Origin of the sequence: Streptococcus sp. 714 (assembly GCF_013277115.1) — a bacterium.
In the GTDB taxonomy this organism is placed as follows: domain Bacteria; phylum Bacillota; class Bacilli; order Lactobacillales; family Streptococcaceae; genus Streptococcus.
Genome location: NZ_VMMH01000003.1, coordinates 78,964 through 97,292, shown reverse-complemented (window position 1 = coordinate 97,292; position 18,329 = coordinate 78,964). Strand labels below are relative to the sequence as shown.

General features: G+C 41.3%; 19 protein-coding genes. All 19 read right to left on the bottom strand.

The genetic code is table 11. From position 1 onward, the window contains the following. Positions 1-13 precede the first annotated feature (13 nt). Positions 14-640 (bottom strand): 50S ribosomal protein L3, encoded by a 627-nt coding sequence (rplC, locus tag HT718_RS00915; protein ID WP_000160197.1) that lies wholly within the window; start codon positions 638-640, stop codon positions 14-16. 216 nt (positions 641-856) lie between these two features. Then, positions 857-1,165, bottom strand: a complete 309-nt coding sequence (gene rpsJ / locus HT718_RS00910) for a 30S ribosomal protein S10 (RefSeq protein ID WP_001284513.1) — start codon at positions 1,163-1,165, stop codon at positions 857-859. Positions 1,166-1,418: 253 nt separating this feature from the next. Beyond that, complete coding sequence (locus HT718_RS00905) at positions 1,419-2,036, bottom strand: phosphoribulokinase (protein WP_173266676.1); 618 nt, start codon at positions 2,034-2,036, stop codon at positions 1,419-1,421. Then, positions 2,033-2,623, bottom strand: coding sequence for an anaerobic ribonucleoside-triphosphate reductase activating protein (gene nrdG / locus HT718_RS00900; protein WP_173266674.1), 591 nt, complete (start codon positions 2,621-2,623; stop codon positions 2,033-2,035). Before nrdG ends, HT718_RS00905 begins: the two co-directional genes overlap by 4 nt. After that, positions 2,616-3,122 carry a GNAT family N-acetyltransferase gene (locus HT718_RS00895; RefSeq protein ID WP_173266672.1) on the bottom strand — a complete coding sequence of 169 codons (507 nt, stop codon included), beginning with the start codon at positions 3,120-3,122 and terminating at the stop codon, positions 2,616-2,618. The genes nrdG and HT718_RS00895 overlap by 8 nt, the downstream gene beginning before the upstream one ends. A gap of 43 nt (positions 3,123-3,165) precedes the next feature. Further along, positions 3,166-3,306 (bottom strand): hypothetical protein, encoded by a 141-nt coding sequence (locus HT718_RS00890; RefSeq protein ID WP_049540586.1) that lies wholly within the window; start codon positions 3,304-3,306, stop codon positions 3,166-3,168. 11 nt (positions 3,307-3,317) lie between these two features. Beyond that, on the bottom strand, positions 3,318-4,076 hold the full coding sequence (locus tag HT718_RS00885) for a hypothetical protein (RefSeq protein WP_173266670.1): 759 nt from the start codon (positions 4,074-4,076) through the stop codon (positions 3,318-3,320). Between the two features lie 30 nt (positions 4,077-4,106). After that, positions 4,107-6,314: an anaerobic ribonucleoside-triphosphate reductase gene (gene nrdD / locus HT718_RS00880; RefSeq protein WP_173266668.1), complete on the bottom strand. Its 2,208-nt coding sequence runs from the start codon at positions 6,312-6,314 to the stop codon at positions 4,107-4,109. Positions 6,315-6,433: 119 nt separating this feature from the next. Continuing rightward, entirely contained in the window at positions 6,434-7,987 is a 1,554-nt protein-coding gene (locus HT718_RS00875) for a damage-inducible protein CinA (RefSeq protein WP_173266666.1), read from the bottom strand. Positions 7,988-8,241: 254 nt separating this feature from the next. Continuing rightward, positions 8,242-9,774, bottom strand: a complete 1,533-nt coding sequence (gene cls, locus HT718_RS00870; RefSeq protein ID WP_173266664.1) for a cardiolipin synthase — start codon at positions 9,772-9,774, stop codon at positions 8,242-8,244. A 139-nt stretch (positions 9,775-9,913) separates the two neighbouring features. Further along, on the bottom strand, positions 9,914-10,378 hold the full coding sequence (locus tag HT718_RS00865; RefSeq protein WP_173266662.1) for an SP_0198 family lipoprotein: 465 nt from the start codon (positions 10,376-10,378) through the stop codon (positions 9,914-9,916). Between the two features lie 84 nt (positions 10,379-10,462). Continuing rightward, a complete protein-coding gene (locus tag HT718_RS00860; protein ID WP_061088488.1) occupies positions 10,463-11,713 on the bottom strand; it encodes a folylpolyglutamate synthase/dihydrofolate synthase family protein in 1,251 nt (416 codons plus the stop codon). Positions 11,714-12,066: 353 nt separating this feature from the next. After that, complete coding sequence (locus HT718_RS00855; protein WP_000017620.1) at positions 12,067-12,372, bottom strand: DUF1292 domain-containing protein; 306 nt, start codon at positions 12,370-12,372, stop codon at positions 12,067-12,069. A 15-nt stretch (positions 12,373-12,387) separates the two neighbouring features. Further along, entirely contained in the window at positions 12,388-12,807 is a 420-nt protein-coding gene (gene ruvX / locus HT718_RS00850) for a Holliday junction resolvase RuvX (protein WP_004239076.1), read from the bottom strand. A gap of 3 nt (positions 12,808-12,810) precedes the next feature. Continuing rightward, positions 12,811-13,077 (bottom strand): IreB family regulatory phosphoprotein, encoded by a 267-nt coding sequence (locus HT718_RS00845; protein WP_061088489.1) that lies wholly within the window; start codon positions 13,075-13,077, stop codon positions 12,811-12,813. Between the two features lie 86 nt (positions 13,078-13,163). Further along, positions 13,164-13,733, bottom strand: coding sequence for an SP0191 family lipoprotein (locus HT718_RS00840; RefSeq protein WP_061088490.1), 570 nt, complete (start codon positions 13,731-13,733; stop codon positions 13,164-13,166). 65 nt (positions 13,734-13,798) lie between these two features. Continuing rightward, the gene (gene spx, locus HT718_RS00835; RefSeq protein ID WP_000591165.1) at positions 13,799-14,197 is read right to left on the bottom strand and encodes a transcriptional regulator Spx; all 399 of its coding nucleotides are present in this window, start codon (positions 14,195-14,197) and stop codon (positions 13,799-13,801) included. Positions 14,198-14,328: 131 nt separating this feature from the next. Next, positions 14,329-15,390, bottom strand: coding sequence for a Xaa-Pro peptidase family protein (locus HT718_RS00830; RefSeq protein WP_173266659.1), 1,062 nt, complete (start codon positions 15,388-15,390; stop codon positions 14,329-14,331). Then, positions 15,383-18,214: an excinuclease ABC subunit UvrA gene (uvrA, locus tag HT718_RS00825; protein ID WP_173266658.1), complete on the bottom strand. Its 2,832-nt coding sequence runs from the start codon at positions 18,212-18,214 to the stop codon at positions 15,383-15,385. The genes HT718_RS00830 and uvrA overlap by 8 nt, the downstream gene beginning before the upstream one ends. Positions 18,215-18,329 lie beyond the last annotated feature (115 nt).

The window sequence follows — 18,329 nt, the reverse complement described above, 5'->3', positions numbered from 1 at the left end:
TCCCCTTTCTTTATTATTTACCAGCTTTAACTGCTGATTTGATAGTGATAAGAGATTTCTTAGCACCTGGTACGTTACCTTTGATAAGGATAACGTTCTTTTCTGGAACAACTTGTACAACTTCAAGGTTTTGAATTGTTACGCGGTCGCCACCCATACGTCCTGCAAGGTTTTTACCTTTGAATACGCGGTTAGGTGCAACAGGTCCCATTGAACCTGGACGACGGTGGTAACGAGAACCGTGAGCCATTGGTCCACGTGATTGTCCGTGGCGCTTGATAACACCTTGGAAACCTTTACCTTTAGAAGTACCAGTTACGTCAACAACGTCTCCAGCTGCGAATGTTTCAACTGTAATTTCAGCACCAACTTCCAAGCCTTCAACGTTTTTGAATTCACGAATGAAGCGCTTAGGAGCCGTGTTAGCTTTCGCTACATGTCCTTTAGCAGGTTTGTTGCTCAATACTTCGCGTTTGTCATCGAAACCAACTTGGATAGCGTTGTATCCGTCTGTTTCAACAGTTTTAACTTGAAGAACAACGTTTGGAGTTGCTTCAATAACTGTTACAGGGATCAATTCGCCAGCTTCAGTGAAGATTTGAGTCATTCCCACTTTTTTCCCTAAGATTCCTTTTGTCATGAGAAAATAGTTCCTTTTCTATATTTTTTATTCAAAAAGTTTTTAACGAGCGTTTTTTATGCTCAAGTCTAAGATACAAAGGGCGTCAAACTCAAAGTGAAAATAGGAAACTGACGCAGTGTCTAGCGGACACTAGGAAGTTTATCTTTTTCACACCGAGTTTAGCCCGTGTTCAATTAGATTGAAACACCAGCCTCTGCTCTTTTATATTTTAGATTAAAGTTTGATTTCTACGTTTACACCACTTGGAAGATCCAATTTCATCAAAGCATCAACTGTTTTTTGAGTTGGGTTAACGATATCGATCAAACGTTTGTGTGTACGCATTTCAAATTGTTCGCGAGAGTCTTTATATTTGTGAGTCGCACGAATGATTGTGTAGAGGCTACGTTCAGTTGGAAGTGGGATTGGACCCGCAACTTGTGCACCTGTACGAGTAGCTGATTCTACGATTTTTGCAGCCGCTGTATCAAGCGTACGGTGTTCGTAAGCTTTCAAACGGATACGGATTTTTTTGTTTGCCATCTTTTTCTCCTTTTCGTCTATTTAAGATAATAGGCTAGCTCCACAAGAAAACCGACGCGGTGTTGCGTGGCAATGCAACCGAGCGTGTCGCAACCTCTTGCATCAAAGCTAAGACTGTAATTTACAGCACCATAATAGAATAACACAAAGCCCCTGCGATTGCAAGGGATTCGTTGCTGTTTTTTCGTTTTTTTACAATGAAACTGTTTTCCTATTTTTTCTTTCTAAAATTAGGGATTTTCTTCTATATAACTCAAGTTCTCTTGACCTCAAATTTACCTTCTGATTGGTCCACTAAGATATCCGCCTTAGACTCGGTCTCTTTATAGTAGTGTAGATATTGCTCCCGTCTCATCTGATAGCTAGCCAATATAAAGGATGCATCGCGATTTCTAACAGACGTATCTCGAGCTAGACGCCGCTTTAATTCGGTCTCCTCATCCGTGTAGAAACAGATGGTTTTGTCAAAGAGTTCCTTTGGCAGAAAGCCAACAGACATCCCTTCGACAATCAGAATTGGTTTTGCTCCAGGCAAGATCTCACTAGCCCTCCAAGGCTCTTCAATTGTCAAGACATCCATACCCGCCTGCAAAGCTAAGATATCTCTCTGCAAACTTGCCAATTCATGTGCCACTGGCAGACAAGCTGTCACCTTTTGATCCGGCGCTTGCTTTGGTATTACCAGGTGACGTTCTGAGGTGATATAGGGATCTGTTTCTAGCAAATTTACTGTAGTAGAATCCAAAGCTTGGTACAATTCCTGTGCAAAGGTTGATTTACCCGAAGCCCCATGACCGTATATCCCTAATGTCCTGACTTTTCCCGTTTCTATTTCTGAGACAAGCTGGTCTATTAAGTCTTTTCTCTTCATTCTCTCTTCACCTGTTCATAGCTTTCTTTTCCGTCATTGAGTTTGTCCCAAATCACCACTTGCCCACTTTTGAGGGATTTTTGCACATCGATAATTCGTTGATTGGACGAACCTCGAAACTGAAGCATAAGATTTCTCTTAGTTCGGTCATACCGTCCATCGACAAGGATGTCAATCAGTGATAAGAGTTCCAGTTTATCCGGAGTTTCCAGCATCATTTCTTCCCAAGTGTAGCCCGTCCAGGACCAGATATCTTTGTCTGGCAATTCCTTTCGGATGCGTTTAACGAGCGGCAAGAGAATACCCGTATTGAGAAAGGGCTCCCCTCCCAGCAAGGTCAATCCTTGAACATAAGGTTGAGCAAGATCTGCCATGATTTGTTCTTCTAATTCTGCTGTATAGGGAATGCCAGCATTAAAAGACCAAGTCGCAACATTATAACATCCCTCGCAATGAAACATGCAACCTGATACATAGAGAGAGTTACGCACGCCTTCTCCATCTACAAAGTTAAAGGCCTTGTAGTCGATGATACGCCCCCGACTAAGTTCCTCGCTTTTCCATTCTTGTGGTTTTGGATTATTCATTCGCTACCTCTATCCAATAACGCTCGACTCCATTACGAACATCCTCAATGAGACCTCCATTTGCTAGAATGACTGCTCTACTAGCAGGATTATTCACGCTACAGGTAACAAGAGCTTTCTTGATGTTCTTTTCCTTAGCAACTTTCAGGCCTTGTCTGAGGGCTTTTTTGGCATAACCTTTACCTCTTTCAGAAGGGCGGATGGAGTAGCCGATGTGTCCACCTACTTCTAGCAAATAGTCACTGAGGCGCAATCGGAGATTAAGAAATCCAAGTGCTTGACCTTTCTCGGAAAAAGCTACTAGCTGAATTGCTGGAACCCATCCTTCAGGCAGATTAATCCCCATTTCCTGATTCTGATTGTTTTCTAACCAGTCTTCATAAGAAAAATTCTCTGTATCCCAAAAACCACCGTCGTGAGGCGACTGATATTTTTCAAATTCCTCCATCATGTCTATAACAGCTGTCTTATCTGCTAATCTTGGTCTGCGTAGTTCCATCCTTACCTCCCACTAAGAGAAAAGCGAGAGCTAACTCTCACTTTTATTTTTTCTTATTCTTGTTTAAAAATTGTTCTCTGAGGCTGAGTAAACGTTCTTTTTTACCAGCTCCACCTTTAGAGTGTTTCTCGTGATAACGGGCCACTTGTGCGCGCCCCTTATCGTCTAATTGATATTTTCCCATTTCATTTCTTTCTAATGTTTCAATTCATTATAATGATTATAAATCATTTCGTACTGCTCTGCCATTTTATAATCAAGCTCTTTAAATACTTCATCATCCGAGTATTTTAACTCATGAATATCAAATTTATTATATACTTTGTATCTTTCAAACAATTCTTCTCCTTTATGTGAATTTTTCATTGCCACTAAATACAATTGAAATGATTCATTGTATTCTGCTAATATGTAAAAGTAACGATAATAACCAATTTGCTTCATTGATTCAATTGATGTGTTTAAAGGTGCCGAATGAATAACCTTTCTTCCATCCTCATCTCGAATTTCATCTGAAAAATATAAATTAATTTCACCATTTTGTAGCTCCTCTCTTTTAAAAAGGAGATACGGACGTTTCGAACTACTGCTTTGAATAACATTTCCATTCTTAGATAGCAGTTTTAATTGTTGAACGCCATTTAATTCACGAATGTTTATATTGTAGCTTAACGTCTTATTTACAATCGTAAGCCCTTCAACCCCCATTATTTGAACTGGAGCATGCAACTTAGGAGGAGTCGTCTCTATGTCTGTAATCTCAATTCCATATTCTTTCCTAGCCACATTATTCGCCTCGTTTGAAAGACTATTTGCCTGTTCTGCTATAGCATTAGCCACCTTGCTCAATTGATTCGATTGAACACTTATGGAAATCCCCATAAAACCAATTACAAGCGTCTCTACTACAAATTTATAATTATTTTTTATCCAACATAACGCTCTATTTATCATCTAATTGATATTTTCCCATTTCATTTCTTTCTAATTTGTTACTTGATGGCCAGCTGTTTTAATCGTTGAACCATTCATGTGTTTGACACGCGCAGCGATTTCCTTGTGACGGCCATTGACCATAGGTCTTGCTTGAGGATTACCTAAGTAGCCACAAGTTCGTTTAACAACATCTACTGTTTTAGGGTCGCTATTGCCACAGTTTGGACAAGCAAATCCTCTCTCAGTTGGTTCAAAATCCCCTTCAAAGTCACACTTGTAGCAATGGTCAATCGGAGTATTGGTTCCTAGATAGCCCACGCGGTCATAGGCATAGTCCCAGACAGCTTCCAAGGCTTTTGGATTTTGCTGGAGGACTGGATACTCACAATAATGGATAAAACCACCTGACGCACCTGCTTCTGGATAGACTTTCTCAAAGTCTAATTTTTCAAACGGTGTTGGATTTTTACGAACATCATAATGGAAAGAATTGGTGTAGTATTCCTTGTCTGTGATATCAGAAATAGAGCCAAACTTCTCTGTATCTAGTCGGCAGAAACGGTCTGTCAGACTTTCAGACGGTGTTGAGTAGATAGAAAAATGGTAACCATATTGATCCGACCACTCTTCTACACGGCGTTTCATATCACGAATGATATCCAGCGTGAATTCCTTAGCTTCTGGATTGTGTTCCCAGCTATTTCCAAAGAAGACAGTAGCCACTTCGTATAAACCGATGTAGCCCAGCGAAACGGTTGCGCGACGATTCTTAAAGAGCTGGTCAACACTTTCTTCTTTACCCAGACGATGGCCAAAAGCACCGTACTGATAAAGGATAGGAGCATTGGCTGGTGTCGCCTCTTTAGTACGTTCGACACGATAAACCAGAGCATCTTCTGCGATATTCATACGCTCGTTGAAGATTTCCCAGAACTTATTCATGTCTCCTTCAGACTCAAGAGCAATACGAGGTAGATTAACTGTCACAACACCTAGGTTCATACGACCTGAATTGACTTCTACACCATTTTCATCCTTCCATCCTTGGAGGAAAGAACGACAACCCATAGGAACCTTGAAAGAACCTGTCAAGTCAACAATCTTATCATAGAACAAAACATCTGGGTACATCCGCTTGGTTGCACACTCGAGGGCCAACTGTTTGATGTCATAGTTTGGAGTCCCTTCTTCCAAGTTAAGATCTCTTTTCAGAGTAAAAATCAGTTTAGGGAAGATAGCCGTACGATGTTCTGAACCAAGACCCTTGATACGAATGGTCAAGATAGCTTTTTGAATTTCTCGTTCAAAACGACTGGTTCCCAGACCAAAACCTAGTGAAGTAAAAGGTGTTTGACCATTTGAAGTGAAGAGAGTATTGATTTCATACTCAAGAGATTGCATGGCATCGTAGATGTCTTTTTGGGTTTTCTTCCAAGCGTAATCTTCCCGTTTGTCAGGCAAGACCCACTCTTCCGCATCCTTGAGGTGCTTTTGATAATTCTTCTCTGCATAAGGCGCCAAGACTTCATCGATACGGTCAGCTGAACAGCCACCGTACTGGCTAGAAGCAACGTTGGCGATGATTTGGGAAATCTGAGCTGTCGCAGTCTGGATAGACTTGGGACTTTCTACCTCTGCATTTCCAATCTTAAAACCATTTTCCAACATCCCCTTGAAATCAATCAAACAGCAGTTGGTCATCGGTGTGTAGGGGCTATAATCCAAATCATGATAGTGGATATCCCCCTTTTGGTGAGCATTGGCTACGTGCTTAGGAAGCATTTGCAACCCGATTGACTTCCCAACAATCCCTGCTGTCAAATCACGCTGGGTATTAAAGACATCGCTGTCTTTATTGGCATTTTCATTGACAACTTCCTGATCTTTATTGAGCAGCTTATGGATACTAAAGTTGATATCTGTCGCTTTTGAGCGCTCAAAATCCCGCTGTGTCCGATAAGTAATATACTCTTCAGCCAGCGCATATTCTTTAGCTTCAAGGAGTTCATGTTCTACGATATTTTGGATTTCATAAATCTTAACTCCCTGTGGAAAGCGACTATGAATTTCTATGACAATTCGCTCAGTCAGAGCATTTAGGCGTTTTTCAACTAAAGGTGTCACTTCCATAACCTTGTCAGCCGCCTTGTGGAGAGCCTTGTCAATCTTGTCCACATCAAATACAACACGTCTCCCATCTCGTTTTTCAACGAAAAGGGTTGGTAAAGTTGTAATCTTTTCTTCTAGTGCAATCATATGCATGCTCTTTTCTAAAATAGGATATCTAAAAAGTATTATACCACTCTAAAAAGAAAAATCAATATCTTGTGTTAAAAATCCTAATTTTTTTAAAAATACACAAGATATTGATTTGCTTATTTAATTTTATAGACTTTGAATTCTGAGTAATCAGTCTTTACTTGTTGGTAATTTTCTTTCAAGAGTGTTTCTACTTCAGACCAGAGCGCCACCTTATCATTCACCACAATCAACTTGGGTTGTTTTTCTTTCAAGTCATTAATCAAGGTAGTTTTATTTTCTTCTGTATTCGTGTAGAAAAGAGGTGATAAGAACATGGAACCAGGCAAACGCTGGCTTTCCTTATAAATCTGAACATGAGAATCCCAGATATAGATTTGGTCTCCCTCATTTGTCTCTTGTTTTATTCTATCCACTACTTGATGTTGTTCACTATAAGAAGCTGGATGCAAGACAAAACGATCTACAAGAGGAATTGCAATTAGATAAACCACTACTAGAATCGGTAAGTAGAGATTTCCCTTCATAAATTTTTTCCATAAAGTTGGAACTTCCTCTCTTCTCCGACGACGTGCTATCCTTTCCGAGTGTTCCCCACGAATACTGGCCATCAAAAGAAGGAGTAAAAATGGAAGGATTAGAATCAAACGCGAACCATGAAGAGGTTCTTGAGAAAAAATCAGTAAGACCAGTGCAAATAAGAAAACAAAGCTAGCTGGTACTGAAATAACATACAATTTTGATGCCTTCGATTGGAACAAGCCTAGAAAAACAAGAACGAGAGCACCTAAGCCAAAGGTCAACAAACCATAGAATAAAAGATGATCTATTAGTTGAGGATTGGTAAAAATCTGAAGGGAATCAATCAGATATAAAAGACTTCCTAGAGCTTCTCCAAAACTACCTGAAACAAGGACATAGTAGCCCACTGGATAAAATATGAGAGAAAAGCCAAGTGAGACTGCAAAAAACTGATAAATTCCGTGTATAAAGCGTCCATGTCCAACATTAAAGACCAATAAACCTACAGTTATCGCTACAATAAATAGAAGACTAGTTAGGGGTTCTATGAAAAATGATAGGGCTAAGAAAATCCCCAAACGTAGAAATCCCTTGTCATGGTTAGGATTTGATAGATAACGCGCTACTAAAGAAAAGCCTGCAAATAAGAATGGAAGAGCTACAATCGTAGCATAGCCTCCGCCAAAACCGAGACCAGACACCAAAATATAAAATATTGTTAGGAGTTGTTTGGCTTGATCCCTCTGTCCCGTCAGATAGTCAGTTGCAGAAAAAAGGAAATACCCCCCTCCTAAGAGGGCTAGCCATTCTACCAAGGCAAAAAGGATACCTCCTTGGGTAATGTAAAGTAGTAAGTAATAGAGAAGACCTTGACCAGCATAATAGCTACTGTAGAGCTGTCCTCCCTGATGCAAAGCCCACCCTATATACAAATCCTGAGCCTGAGAAGGACTTACCATATCTAAAAGTAAAGGAAGCACCACAGAAAAAACCGTCGCAATCGTACTTCCAATGATGAGTCTAAAAAACGGGAAAGCTAGGCGCTCTTCTTTTTCCAGGTTCGATTCAAGATTCCTATCCAATCTATTTTCTATTTCATTACTCTGTATCGTTTCGGATACTTCTTCGATTCTGCCATATACAGCCATATCGTTTCTCCTATTCAATTTATCTGTCTTAGTATATCAAAAAGTCCTAGGATTGTCAGCTTGCGATGGCTGTTTGAGTGATTTTTTGCATAGTTTCACAAAGGTTTCAATTTCCCGAAATCGATGTAAATTCGTCTGTTTAAATGTCCTGATATAATCCAATTCTTTCTGAGTCAGCATCGTCCCCCCTATATCTTCTTATTCGTAAAAGGCAAGAAAAATAGGACTGGTTTGTGTCCTCAGTCCTAGATTTCTTATAAGATTGGGGCAAATAACTGGGCAATTTCCTTAATCAATTTTTGATACCAGCTATTTTTTATCGTATGAGGGAAAATTTCTTGCGATACTGAAAAAATCTCTTGAAAATCTTTTTGAATCTCTGTGATTGATTCTGTTTTATATAGCAAGACTGCATTTTCATAATGGTGAAGCAAACTTCTATAATCTAAGTTAATGGTTCCAACTGTAGCAAAATCCTTATCCACTAGGATTTGTTTACTGTGGATAAAGCCTGGACTATACTCAAAAATCCTTACTCCTGCTGACAACAAATCCGGATAGGCCCCTCTCGTGATGAGTTGGATTAATTTTTTATCCGGAATGAAAGGTGTTACAATGCGGACATCAACACCCCTCATGGCCGCATTTTTAATACTCTCTGTTAAGTCATAGTCAATAATCAAATAGGGGGTTGTGATATAGACTAAATCAGTAGCCTGATTAATCAAACTTTGATAAACTTTTTTCCCTACCTGGGTACGGAAGATGGGCTTGGGTCCACTACCGTAAGGAATGCAGAGTCCTTGACCAGAACAAGGTTGGTTTTCCAAGTGATACTGGTCAAAATCGCTGATTTCCCCACGATTGATGTACCAAGTCATCAAAAAGAGACGGGTGAGAGCCTTAACACCAAGACCATCTAAGCGAATCCCACTGTCCTTCCAGTAGCCAAAGCGTTCTACATGATTGATGTACTCATCGGCTAAGTTAATGCCTCCTGTATAAGCTACCTGACCATCTATGACAAGGATTTTACGATGGTCCCGATTATTGTAAGCCACCGTCAGACGAGGAATTACCTTGTTAAACTTATGGGCTTCAATTCCTCGACTACGAAGCTGAATAGTATAATCTCCAGGTAAAGTCGCCATACAGCCGATATCATCATAGAGCATCTTGACCTCTACACCCTGAGCTGCCTTTTGCTCTAGTATGTCTAGTATGCTATTCCACATCAGACCTTCTTCAACAATATAGTACTCTAGAAAGATAAACTTTTCCGCTTTCTTGAGGTCTTCCAACATATGTTGCCACATGCTTTCACCCGAAGAAAAGAATTGTGAGTCGGTTCGATCATATACATCGGCATTGCTATCCATACTCAACAAAGATTTGATAACTCCGTAAGCCGCCTTATCCTCTTCCTTCAATTTCTGGCGGAGTGCTTTACTGTTATCTTCCCGAAAATGCATGGAACCAAGTCTGTTCAACTGCTTGATTTCTTTTTTGGACAATCGCCTTTCACCAAACATTAGATAGAGCAAAGGACCAATAACAGGAACAAAAGTCACCACTAACCACATTACTTTGCTTTCAGGCGCCATGGAGCGATTGACAATTGCGACGATAGTCGCCATACTCATAAAGATTAAGAGAATAACCCATAGGATAGGAGCCATCCGCCCTAAATAAAGAAAGAGACCAAAAACAAGACACAGTTCAAGTAGCATAATTGAAAGACTAAAGCCATACTTGGACATCAATAATTGAAATTTCCTATATTTCATATCCCCTCCTTGATATTTTGAATGCTAAAAACAGGTAATTGATACTAGTATAACTCAGGTATTCGATAGAAGGCAAGTATTTATGATCATTTTTCTGAGTAATCATAAAAGAGACCGAAAAATCCAGTCTCCTTCTAGTTTATTTTGATAAAACGATGCGATCAGACGCGTCTCTATCCATATCGTCAATAATCATCTGATTGCCATTGATTGCATAAATCTTGGCATCATCACCAATAATCATGCGTTGATTGGCTGGATCGAAGCTGACCTGTTTGATTTCTTGATCTCCGTCAGTTTCTACCTGTGTCCATGTACCAGTTGTTCCAGTTACCACTAAAGTGATGCGGTCTCCTTCATCCTGACCAGTATAAGTTCCATCAATATTGGTTGGTTGAGCTGTAACTGTATTTTGTGAAGAACTTGTTGCTGCCTGGTTTGTATTTTCTGTAGAAGATGAAGTAGCAGGTTGTGATTGCTGAGTTTGTTGTGTTTGCGGTTGAGCTGCTGGTTGTTGAACCTGTTGAGTTCTTTGTGAACAAGCTACTAAGAGACTAAGACTTGCTAAAGAAGCAAGAGAAAGTGTGAATGTTTTTAATTTCATGATGAATTTCCTTTCTTCTACCAATTTAGAGCAATTTTCTTCTAACTGGCAGTTCCCCTAGTATAACAAGTTCAAAAAAGGAGGTCAATTTATCTGCTCATGCTCCTGTAGGTGACTCCGTACTTCTGATATAAAATAGAGAGACCCTGTGACGAACAATAAGTCCTGCGCGTCGCTTCTTTCTTCAAAACTACTAATAAATTCTCGGTAAGAAGGAATTACATCATAACCTAACACATCCTTTTCGTCCAAAGCACCCTGATAGTCAAAGCCAGCCACCTTGAGTTCCACTTGAGGTAAATTTTCAGTCAGATAACCCAACATCCCTTGATAATCCTTACGTTTCAAGGCTCCAAATAAGATTTGAGGACGATAGCCTTCCTGCTCTTTTTCTTTGATAAACTCAACCAAGCGAGTCAAGGCAGGGAGGTTATGAGCACCATCCAAGTATATCTGCGGACGAATACGCTCCAAACGACCAGCCCAATGGGTCTTCGCTAAAGCCTGTCTTACAGCCTGCTCATCAACAACTTCCTTTCCTTCTCTCATAAAGAGAAGAAATACTTGCAACGCCAAGGCCGCATTTTCCTGCTGATAGGCTCCTTCCAAGCCTATTTTCAACTGTGAGAGGGTTCCTAAAGAACTTGAAAAATCACCATTCAGCATTGAAAAATCCTGGCCTGCCTGATAAAGGTCAGCAGCTAAAGATTCCGCTTTTTCCTGACAAACAAGACTAGCTTCTGGAGGCAATTTGGCAATCACTGCCTTCTTGCCAGCCTTGAAAATGCCAGCTTTTTGCTCTGCAATTGCTTCTAGACTATCACCCAAGGTCTCCTGATGATCAAGGCCGATGGAGGTGATGACAGCAATCTCTCCAGTTACCACATTGGTCGTGTCAAGTAATCCACCAATTCCCACTTCTAGTAAAACCAAATCCACCTCTTGCTCCCTAAAATAAAGAAAAGCAATCAAGGTCAGCAATTCAAAAAAAGACAATTGATCATGGGTTTGCAGAAGCGTCTTTTCCATCTCCTTGACCTGCTCAGCTAAACGGATAAAGTCTGCATCAGCTATTGGTTGCCCATTAATGCAGATTCGGTCATTGATAGAGACGATATGAGGAGAGGTAAAGGTCGCAACTTTCTTTCCATGCCCCATAAATAATTCCTTCATAAAAGCAATGGTAGAACCTTTTCCATTAGTTCCTGTTACGTGGATAATAGGGTAAGACTTCTCGGGATTTCCTAACAAATCCACCGCTTCTTGCATTCGGCCCAAACCTGATCGAAAATTCAAACCAATACGACTATGGAGCCATTCTTCGACTTCAAACATACACATCTCCTTGACAAAAGTCCAATTAATTACCTAGCAAAATTCCGTAGATAACAAAAAATGAGGTCAGGATTTTCGTCCCAACCTCTTACCTGGTTAACTAATAACTAGCCACTATAAATTTTAATGTGGGGTGAAAATATCCACCGGACGTTCCAACTCTTCTAATTTTCAGGAGTTGGGGTGATACAGTCTCCCAGACTTACTGACGGTTTTTATTTTTAGCGTCAGGCTAAAAACATCCCCCGGACGTTCCAACTCTTCCAATTTCTAGGAGTTGGGGTAAAAATATCCACTGGACTGCCTGCATTTCTAATTTCTAGCGCAGGGCTAAACACGTCCACAGGACGTGTTTACTCCTCCATAAAGCTGTTGAAGACTTCTTCAATCATGTTCCATTCGTCTTCTGAGTCTTCTGGGATTGGTTGCAATTCGCCTTCTGTTCCATCTTCGTTTTCAATGAATGAGTAAGCTTGGATTTCAACTTGTCCGTCTTCGTCTTCTTCTGCGTTAACTGGTACTAGAAGAACATAGTTTTTACCAAATTCTTCTTTTCCGTCAATCGTCAAAAGGATTTCAAACAAGGTTTCATTTCCTTGCTCATCTACTAGTGTAATTAATTCACGTTCTTCGTGGTCGTGGTTATGATCGTGTGACATAGCCTCTCCTTTATATTAAAATTTTCTATCTAAATAATTTTGTAAAATCAGCTGAGCTGCTAACTTATCAATGACTTTCTTTCGCTTATTGCGACTGATATCTGCTTGTTCAATCAACATGCGCTCTGCAGCAACTGTTGTCAAGCGTTCATCTTGATAGTCTACTGGTAAACCAAAAAGCTCTTCTAGCTTTGCTCCGTATGCTTGACTAGCTTCCACGCGCGGTCCGCTTGTATTGTTCATGTTTTTAGGCAGGCCCACTACAAATCGTTCCACCTTGTAAGTATCAACCAACTCCTTAACGCGGTCAAAACCAAATTGGCCTTGCTCCTCATTGATTTGGATGATTTCAAGTCCTTGAGCTGTAAAACCGAGCGGATCACTAATCGCCACCCCTACCGTTTTTGAACCGACGTCCAATCCCATAATTCTCATAGGTTACAGATTGACTCCTTGTCCTTTTAGGTAGTAGCGAACCAACTCCTCAACGATTTCATCACGCTCATACTTACGGATTTGATTTCGTGCATTATTATAACGAGGAACGTAGGCAGGGTCTCCACTCAATACGTAACCTACGATTTGGTTAATTGGGTTGTAGCCCTTATCGTTCAACGAAGCATAGACATCAGTCAAAGTTTCGCTAATTTCTTTTTTATTGGAATCGTCCAATTTAAAACGTACTGTTTCTTCAGTAAATCCCATTCTAACACCCTCTTTCCTTAGAATAGTACCATTATAGCATAATTCCTTACCTTCTACAATTCAGGCAGTCTATTTATTTGGATTTTCTATTGTTCTGTCGCGCCATTTGCCAATCTGTCTGAAATATATTTGCTTGGTTCATTCTTCAAGAGATTTTCTAAACCAATGTTCTTCAAATATTCTAACTGAGAAGCCTTCTTGACATCCAAAACTTGAAAATCATAACTAGTCGTTGTTTGAAGTTCTGTTGCACTTAATAATTTGGTTTCAAGCTTAAAGCCTGCCAATTTACGAGCTTCTATGATGGATTCGTCTTTCTCTTCCGCCTCGAGAAGAGCTTTTTGAGTTTCTTCCACTCCATGTTGGTCAATATAAGTCTTCAGCTCATCTGAGACTGGACGCTTTTGTTGAATCGTTAAGCTCAAAAAAGTTTTGTCTTTATAAATAATGATTTGGGTTTGCTGGCTACCATCACCTGACTTGGGCAAGACCAAAGTCTTGGTGACAACTGTATTCTTCTCAGCATTTTCAATAACTGGCAATGCCGACTGAAGCGTATCTTTTTCTGTTTTTGTAGCTGTTCCAGTTTCTTTTTTCTGTCCACAACCAGCCAGGACAAAAAGGAAAGCTAGACTAACAAGAACAATTTTTTTCATTTCTCTCTTCTTTCTTTTTCAGATTAAAACAGAACAAGACTGAGAATTGCTCCCAGCCTTGATGTTTATAGAGCTGCACGCAAACGTGCTTCTGCATTTTCTACATTACGGACAGAGCGTGGTAGGAAGGCACGAATATCGTCTTCCTTGTAGCCAACTTGTAGGCGTTTTTCATCTACAAGGATTGGGCTCTTTAAAATTCTCGGTGTTTCCATAATCAGATTGAGGACTTCATTGACACTCAAATCTTCAATATCCACTCCAAGGGCTTTGGCATAGCGATTTTTAGATGAGACGATGCTGGCTATTCCGTTATCTGTTTTTGTCAGAATATCCAATAATTCTTCTCTCGTAATTCCTTCTTTACCAAGATTTTGTTCTTTATAACTTAACTGGTGGGCATTGAGCCAGGTTTTTGCTTTTTTACAGCTAGTGCAACTTGAGACTGTATAAATTTTAATCATGTACCTACCCCTTTCGCTACATGTTACTATCAGTTTAGTCTATTATACCATAAAAAACATCCGACTTGCGACCTATTTTAAAATTTTTTTGACTTTTTCCGTCATTTTCGTACTTTTTTCTTGACAAATAACTAAATGACTATCAACTCTTTTGGAGCTAGGGTCAACAATTCACAACCTGTCTCTGTAATCAGGATATCATCCTCAATACGAACGCCATATTTGCCTTCGATATAGATACCTGGTTCATCTGTCAAGGCCATACCTGCCTTAATAGTTTCTGTAGAAGTCTGGCTAAAGTATGGTTCCTCATGGATATCCAGTCCAATACCGTGTCCTATACCGTGGGTAAAGTAGTCGCCATAGCCTGCCTCGATGATAATATCTCGAGGAATTTTGTCAAAGTCACGGAAACCTAAGCCAGCCTTAGATTGGTCAATCAGAGCTTGGTTGGCTTTGAGGACCGTATTGTAAATCTCTGCTTGCTCGTCGCTAACATGCCCTAGATAGATAGTCCGTGTCATATCACTGACATAGTGGTCATAAAGGCAACCGAAGTCCATAGTAATGGCTTCTCCTAGCTCCACTGGTTTGTGCATAGGATGGGCATGGGGTTTGGAAGAGTTGATACCACTAGCTAGAATCGTATCAAAAGATAAGCCAGATGCTCCCAACTCACGCATGCGGAAGTCAAGGAAGTTGGCAATCTCAATTTCAGTCTTTCCTGGCTTAATAAAGTCAAGCGCATCGCCGAAAGCTTGGTCTGAGATAGAACAAGCCTTGCGAATAGCTGCAATCTCCGCTTCATCCTTAATCATACGAAGACCTTCAACAAACTGAGTTTGTGGAAGTAAGTCAATTCCTTCAAAAGTTGCCTGCATACGGTGATAATAAGAGACCGAAATCTCGTCCTCAAAACCAATTCGAGACAAGCCCATATCCTTGACAATGCCTGCAATGACAGCCAATTCATCACGGTCAGCCACAATCTCAAAACCACTGGTTTCTTGCTTGGCTGCGATGATATAGCGAGAATCCGTCACCAAGACCTGGCGGTCACGGCTGATGAAGACTGTTCCGTTTGAGCCCCAAAAACCTGTTAAGTAGTAAACATTTTTTAGGTTATTGATGATGATTCCATCCAGTTCTTTTTCTTGCATTTTAGCGAGAAATGCTTGTACACGTTTATTCATGATGTAACTTTCCTTTCAAATAGTGTCCTGTGTAGCTGGCTTCATTGGCCGCTACTTCTTCTGGAGTTCCTGTTGCGATGATGGTTCCACCGCCGACACCGCCCTCAGGACCCAAATCAATAATATGGTCTGCTGTCTTGATAACATCCAGATTGTGCTCAATGACGAGAACTGTATTGCCATCGTCTACAAAGCGAGCCAAGACTTTAAGTAAGCGAGCAATATCCTCAGTATGCAGCCCTGTCGTTGGCTCATCCAGAATGTAGAAAGATTTTCCTGTCGATCGTTTGTGAAGTTCACTAGCCAACTTCATACGCTGGGCTTCTCCCCCAGAAAGGGTGGTAGCTGGTTGCCCTAGCGTTACATATCCCAGTCCCACATCCTTGATGGTCTGAAGTTTGCGTTGAATTTTCGGAATATGTTGGAAGAATTCCACCGCATCATTGACAGTCATATCCAAGATCTGCGAAATATTTTTTTCCTTGTAATGAACTTCTAGGGTCTCACTGTTGTAGCGGGTTCCGTGACAGACCTCACAAGCTACATAAACATCTGGCAAGAAGTGCATCTCAATCTTGATGATCCCATCACCTGAGCAGGCTTCACAACGACCACCCTTGACATTGAAACTGAAACGCCCCTTCTTGTAACCTCGAATCTTGGCCTCATTTGTCTGGGCAAAGAGGTCACGGATGTCGTCAAAAACTCCTGTATAGGTAGCTGGGTTGGACCTCGGCGTTCGTCCGATAGGACTCTGGTCAATATCAATCAAGCGGTCGACATGCTCAATCCCTGTGATGGTTTTGAATTTACCAGGTTTGTCTGAATTGCGGTTGAGTTTTTGAGCAATGGCTTTTTTGAGGATGCTGTTGATTAAGGTCGATTTCCCTGAACCCGATACCCCTGTCACTGCGATGAATTTTCCTAGTGGGAAGCGAGCTGTGACATTTTGCAGGTTGTTCTCACGCGCTCCTGTAACATCGATAAAACGACCATTTCCGGCACGGCGCTCTTCTGGTACTGGAATAGCACGTTTACCTGACAAGTACTGGCCTGTGATAGACTTGCTGTTGCGAGCTACCTGCTTGGGCGTACCTGCAGCGACAATCTCTCCACCAAAAACACCGGCACCGGGACCAACGTCAATCAGATAATCCGCCTCACGCATGGTATCTTCGTCGTGTTCCACCACGATAAGAGTATTGCCCAAGTCACGCATCTTTTTCAGACTGGCAATCAGGCGGTCATTATCCCTCTGGTGAAGCCCAATCGATGGCTCATCTAATATATAAAGGACACCTGATAGGTTGGAACCAATCTGGGTCGCCAAACGAATGCGCTGACTTTCCCCACCTGAAAGGGTACCTGCCGAACGCGACAGGGTTAGATAGTTAAGACCCACGTTATTAAGGAAACTCAAGCGATCCTTGATTTCCTTGAGAATCGGCCGAGCAATGATGGCTTCATTTTCAGATAGAGTCAACTGGCTTACCAAGTCCAAGTGGTCTGCGATAGACAGGTCTGAGATTTCTCCGATATGTGGCCCTTGCTCGCCACCCACACGGACAGACAAGGCCTGATCATTGAGACGATAGCCGTGACAGGTTCCACAAGTCAGCTCATTCATGTAGAGGCGCATCTGGGTGCGCGTGTAATCGCTGTTTGTCTCGTGATAGCGACGCTTGATATTATTGACAACTCCCTCAAACGGAATGTCGATATCGCGCACACCACCAAATTCATTCTCATAATGGAAATGGAATTCCTTGCCATCTGAACCGTAGAGAATCAAGTTCTTGTCTTCTTCTGACAAGTCCTCAAAAGGCTTATCCATATCCACTCCAAAGGCTGTCATAGCCTGCTCTAGCATGTTTGGATAGTAGTTGGATGAGATAGGATTCCAAGGAGCCAAGGCTCCCTCACGTAGCGTTTTGCTGGCATCTGGCACTACCAAATCAGTATCCACCTCCAGCTTAATACCCAAACCATCACACTCACTACAAGAACCAAAAGGAGCATTGAAGGAGAAGAGACGTGGCTCTAACTCTGGAACAGTAAAGCCACAAACTGGGCAAGCATAATGCTCAGAGAAGAGCAACTCCGAATCGTCCATCGTGTCGATAATGACATAACCTTCTGCAATACGAAGGGCAGCCTCAATGGAATCAAAGAGACGACTACGGATACCCTCCTTGATGACAATACGGTCAACCACAACATCGATATTGTGTTGCTTGCTCTTAGACAGCTCTGGCACTTCGGTCACATCATAGACTTCCCCATCCACACGGACACGAACATAACCGTCTTTCTGAACCTTCTCAATAACACTCTTATGTTGGCCTTTTTTCTTGCGGATGACAGGGGCCAAAATCTGCAGGCGCTGGCGTTCAGGTAACTCCAAAACCTTATCCACGATTTGCTCCACAGAAGAGGCCTTGATAGCTCCATGACCGTTGATACAGTAAGGCGTCCCCACACGTGCGTAGAGGAGACGCAAATAATCATTGATTTCAGTCGTCGTTCCCACGGTCGAGCGAGGGTTTTTACTAGTCGTTTTCTGGTCGATGGAAATAGCTGGGCTGAGACCATCAATAGCATCTACATCAGGCTTCTCCATATTTCCCAAGAACTGGCGAGCGTAGGCTGACAAACTCTCCACATAGCGACGTTGCCCCTCCGCATAAAGGGTATCAAAGGCCAGACTGGATTTCCCTGAACCTGACAAGCCGGTTACGACAACCAACTTGTCTCGTGGAATCTCCACATCAATATTTTTTAAATTATGGGCACGCGCCCCATGAATAACAATTTTATCTTGCATCTTTGTTCTTTCTAGTCCATTATTGCTTACCATTATACCAAAAAAAGTGAGATTCTATTACCCAAAAGGCCGATTTTGTAGTATAATCAAGAACTGCTTGTTTTATGTTTCTTTA

Excerpts from the sequence above, each read along its gene's own strand:
- rplC (WP_000160197.1), bottom strand. The coding sequence starts at position 640 with ATGACAAAAGGAATCTTAGGGAAAAAAGTGGGAATGACTCAAATCTTC.
- HT718_RS00865 (WP_173266662.1), bottom strand. The coding sequence starts at position 10,378 with ATGAAATTAAAAACATTCACACTTTCTCTTGCTTCTTTAGCAAGTCTT.
- spx (WP_000591165.1), bottom strand. The coding sequence starts at position 14,197 with ATGATTAAAATTTATACAGTCTCAAGTTGCACTAGCTGTAAAAAAGCA.
- HT718_RS00840 (WP_061088490.1), bottom strand. The coding sequence starts at position 13,733 with ATGAAAAAAATTGTTCTTGTTAGTCTAGCTTTCCTTTTTGTCCTGGCT.
- HT718_RS00890 (WP_049540586.1), bottom strand. The coding sequence starts at position 3,306 with ATGGGAAAATATCAATTAGACGATAAGGGGCGCGCACAAGTGGCCCGT.
- HT718_RS00830 (WP_173266659.1), bottom strand. The coding sequence starts at position 15,390 with ATGAATAAACGTGTACAAGCATTTCTCGCTAAAATGCAAGAAAAAGAA.
- HT718_RS00875 (WP_173266666.1), bottom strand. The coding sequence starts at position 7,987 with ATGGCTGTATATGGCAGAATCGAAGAAGTATCCGAAACGATACAGAGT.
- uvrA (WP_173266658.1), bottom strand. The coding sequence starts at position 18,214 with ATGCAAGATAAAATTGTTATTCATGGGGCGCGTGCCCATAATTTAAAA.
- cls (WP_173266664.1), bottom strand. The coding sequence starts at position 9,774 with ATGAAATATAGGAAATTTCAATTATTGATGTCCAAGTATGGCTTTAGT.
- HT718_RS00855 (WP_000017620.1), bottom strand. The coding sequence starts at position 12,372 with ATGTCACACGATCATAACCACGACCACGAAGAACGTGAATTAATTACA.
- nrdD (WP_173266668.1), bottom strand. The coding sequence starts at position 6,314 with ATGATTGCACTAGAAGAAAAGATTACAACTTTACCAACCCTTTTCGTT.
- HT718_RS00860 (WP_061088488.1), bottom strand. The coding sequence starts at position 11,713 with ATGTTTGAAGTCGAAGAATGGCTCCATAGTCGTATTGGTTTGAATTTT.
- HT718_RS00845 (WP_061088489.1), bottom strand. The coding sequence starts at position 13,077 with ATGGGATTTACTGAAGAAACAGTACGTTTTAAATTGGACGATTCCAAT.
- HT718_RS00905 (WP_173266676.1), bottom strand. The coding sequence starts at position 2,036 with ATGAAGAGAAAAGACTTAATAGACCAGCTTGTCTCAGAAATAGAAACG.
- HT718_RS00885 (WP_173266670.1), bottom strand. The coding sequence starts at position 4,076 with ATGATAAATAGAGCGTTATGTTGGATAAAAAATAATTATAAATTTGTA.
- nrdG (WP_173266674.1), bottom strand. The coding sequence starts at position 2,623 with ATGAATAATCCAAAACCACAAGAATGGAAAAGCGAGGAACTTAGTCGG.
- rpsJ (WP_001284513.1), bottom strand. The coding sequence starts at position 1,165 with ATGGCAAACAAAAAAATCCGTATCCGTTTGAAAGCTTACGAACACCGT.
- HT718_RS00895 (WP_173266672.1), bottom strand. The coding sequence starts at position 3,122 with ATGGAACTACGCAGACCAAGATTAGCAGATAAGACAGCTGTTATAGAC.
- ruvX (WP_004239076.1), bottom strand. The coding sequence starts at position 12,807 with ATGAGAATTATGGGATTGGACGTCGGTTCAAAAACGGTAGGGGTGGCG.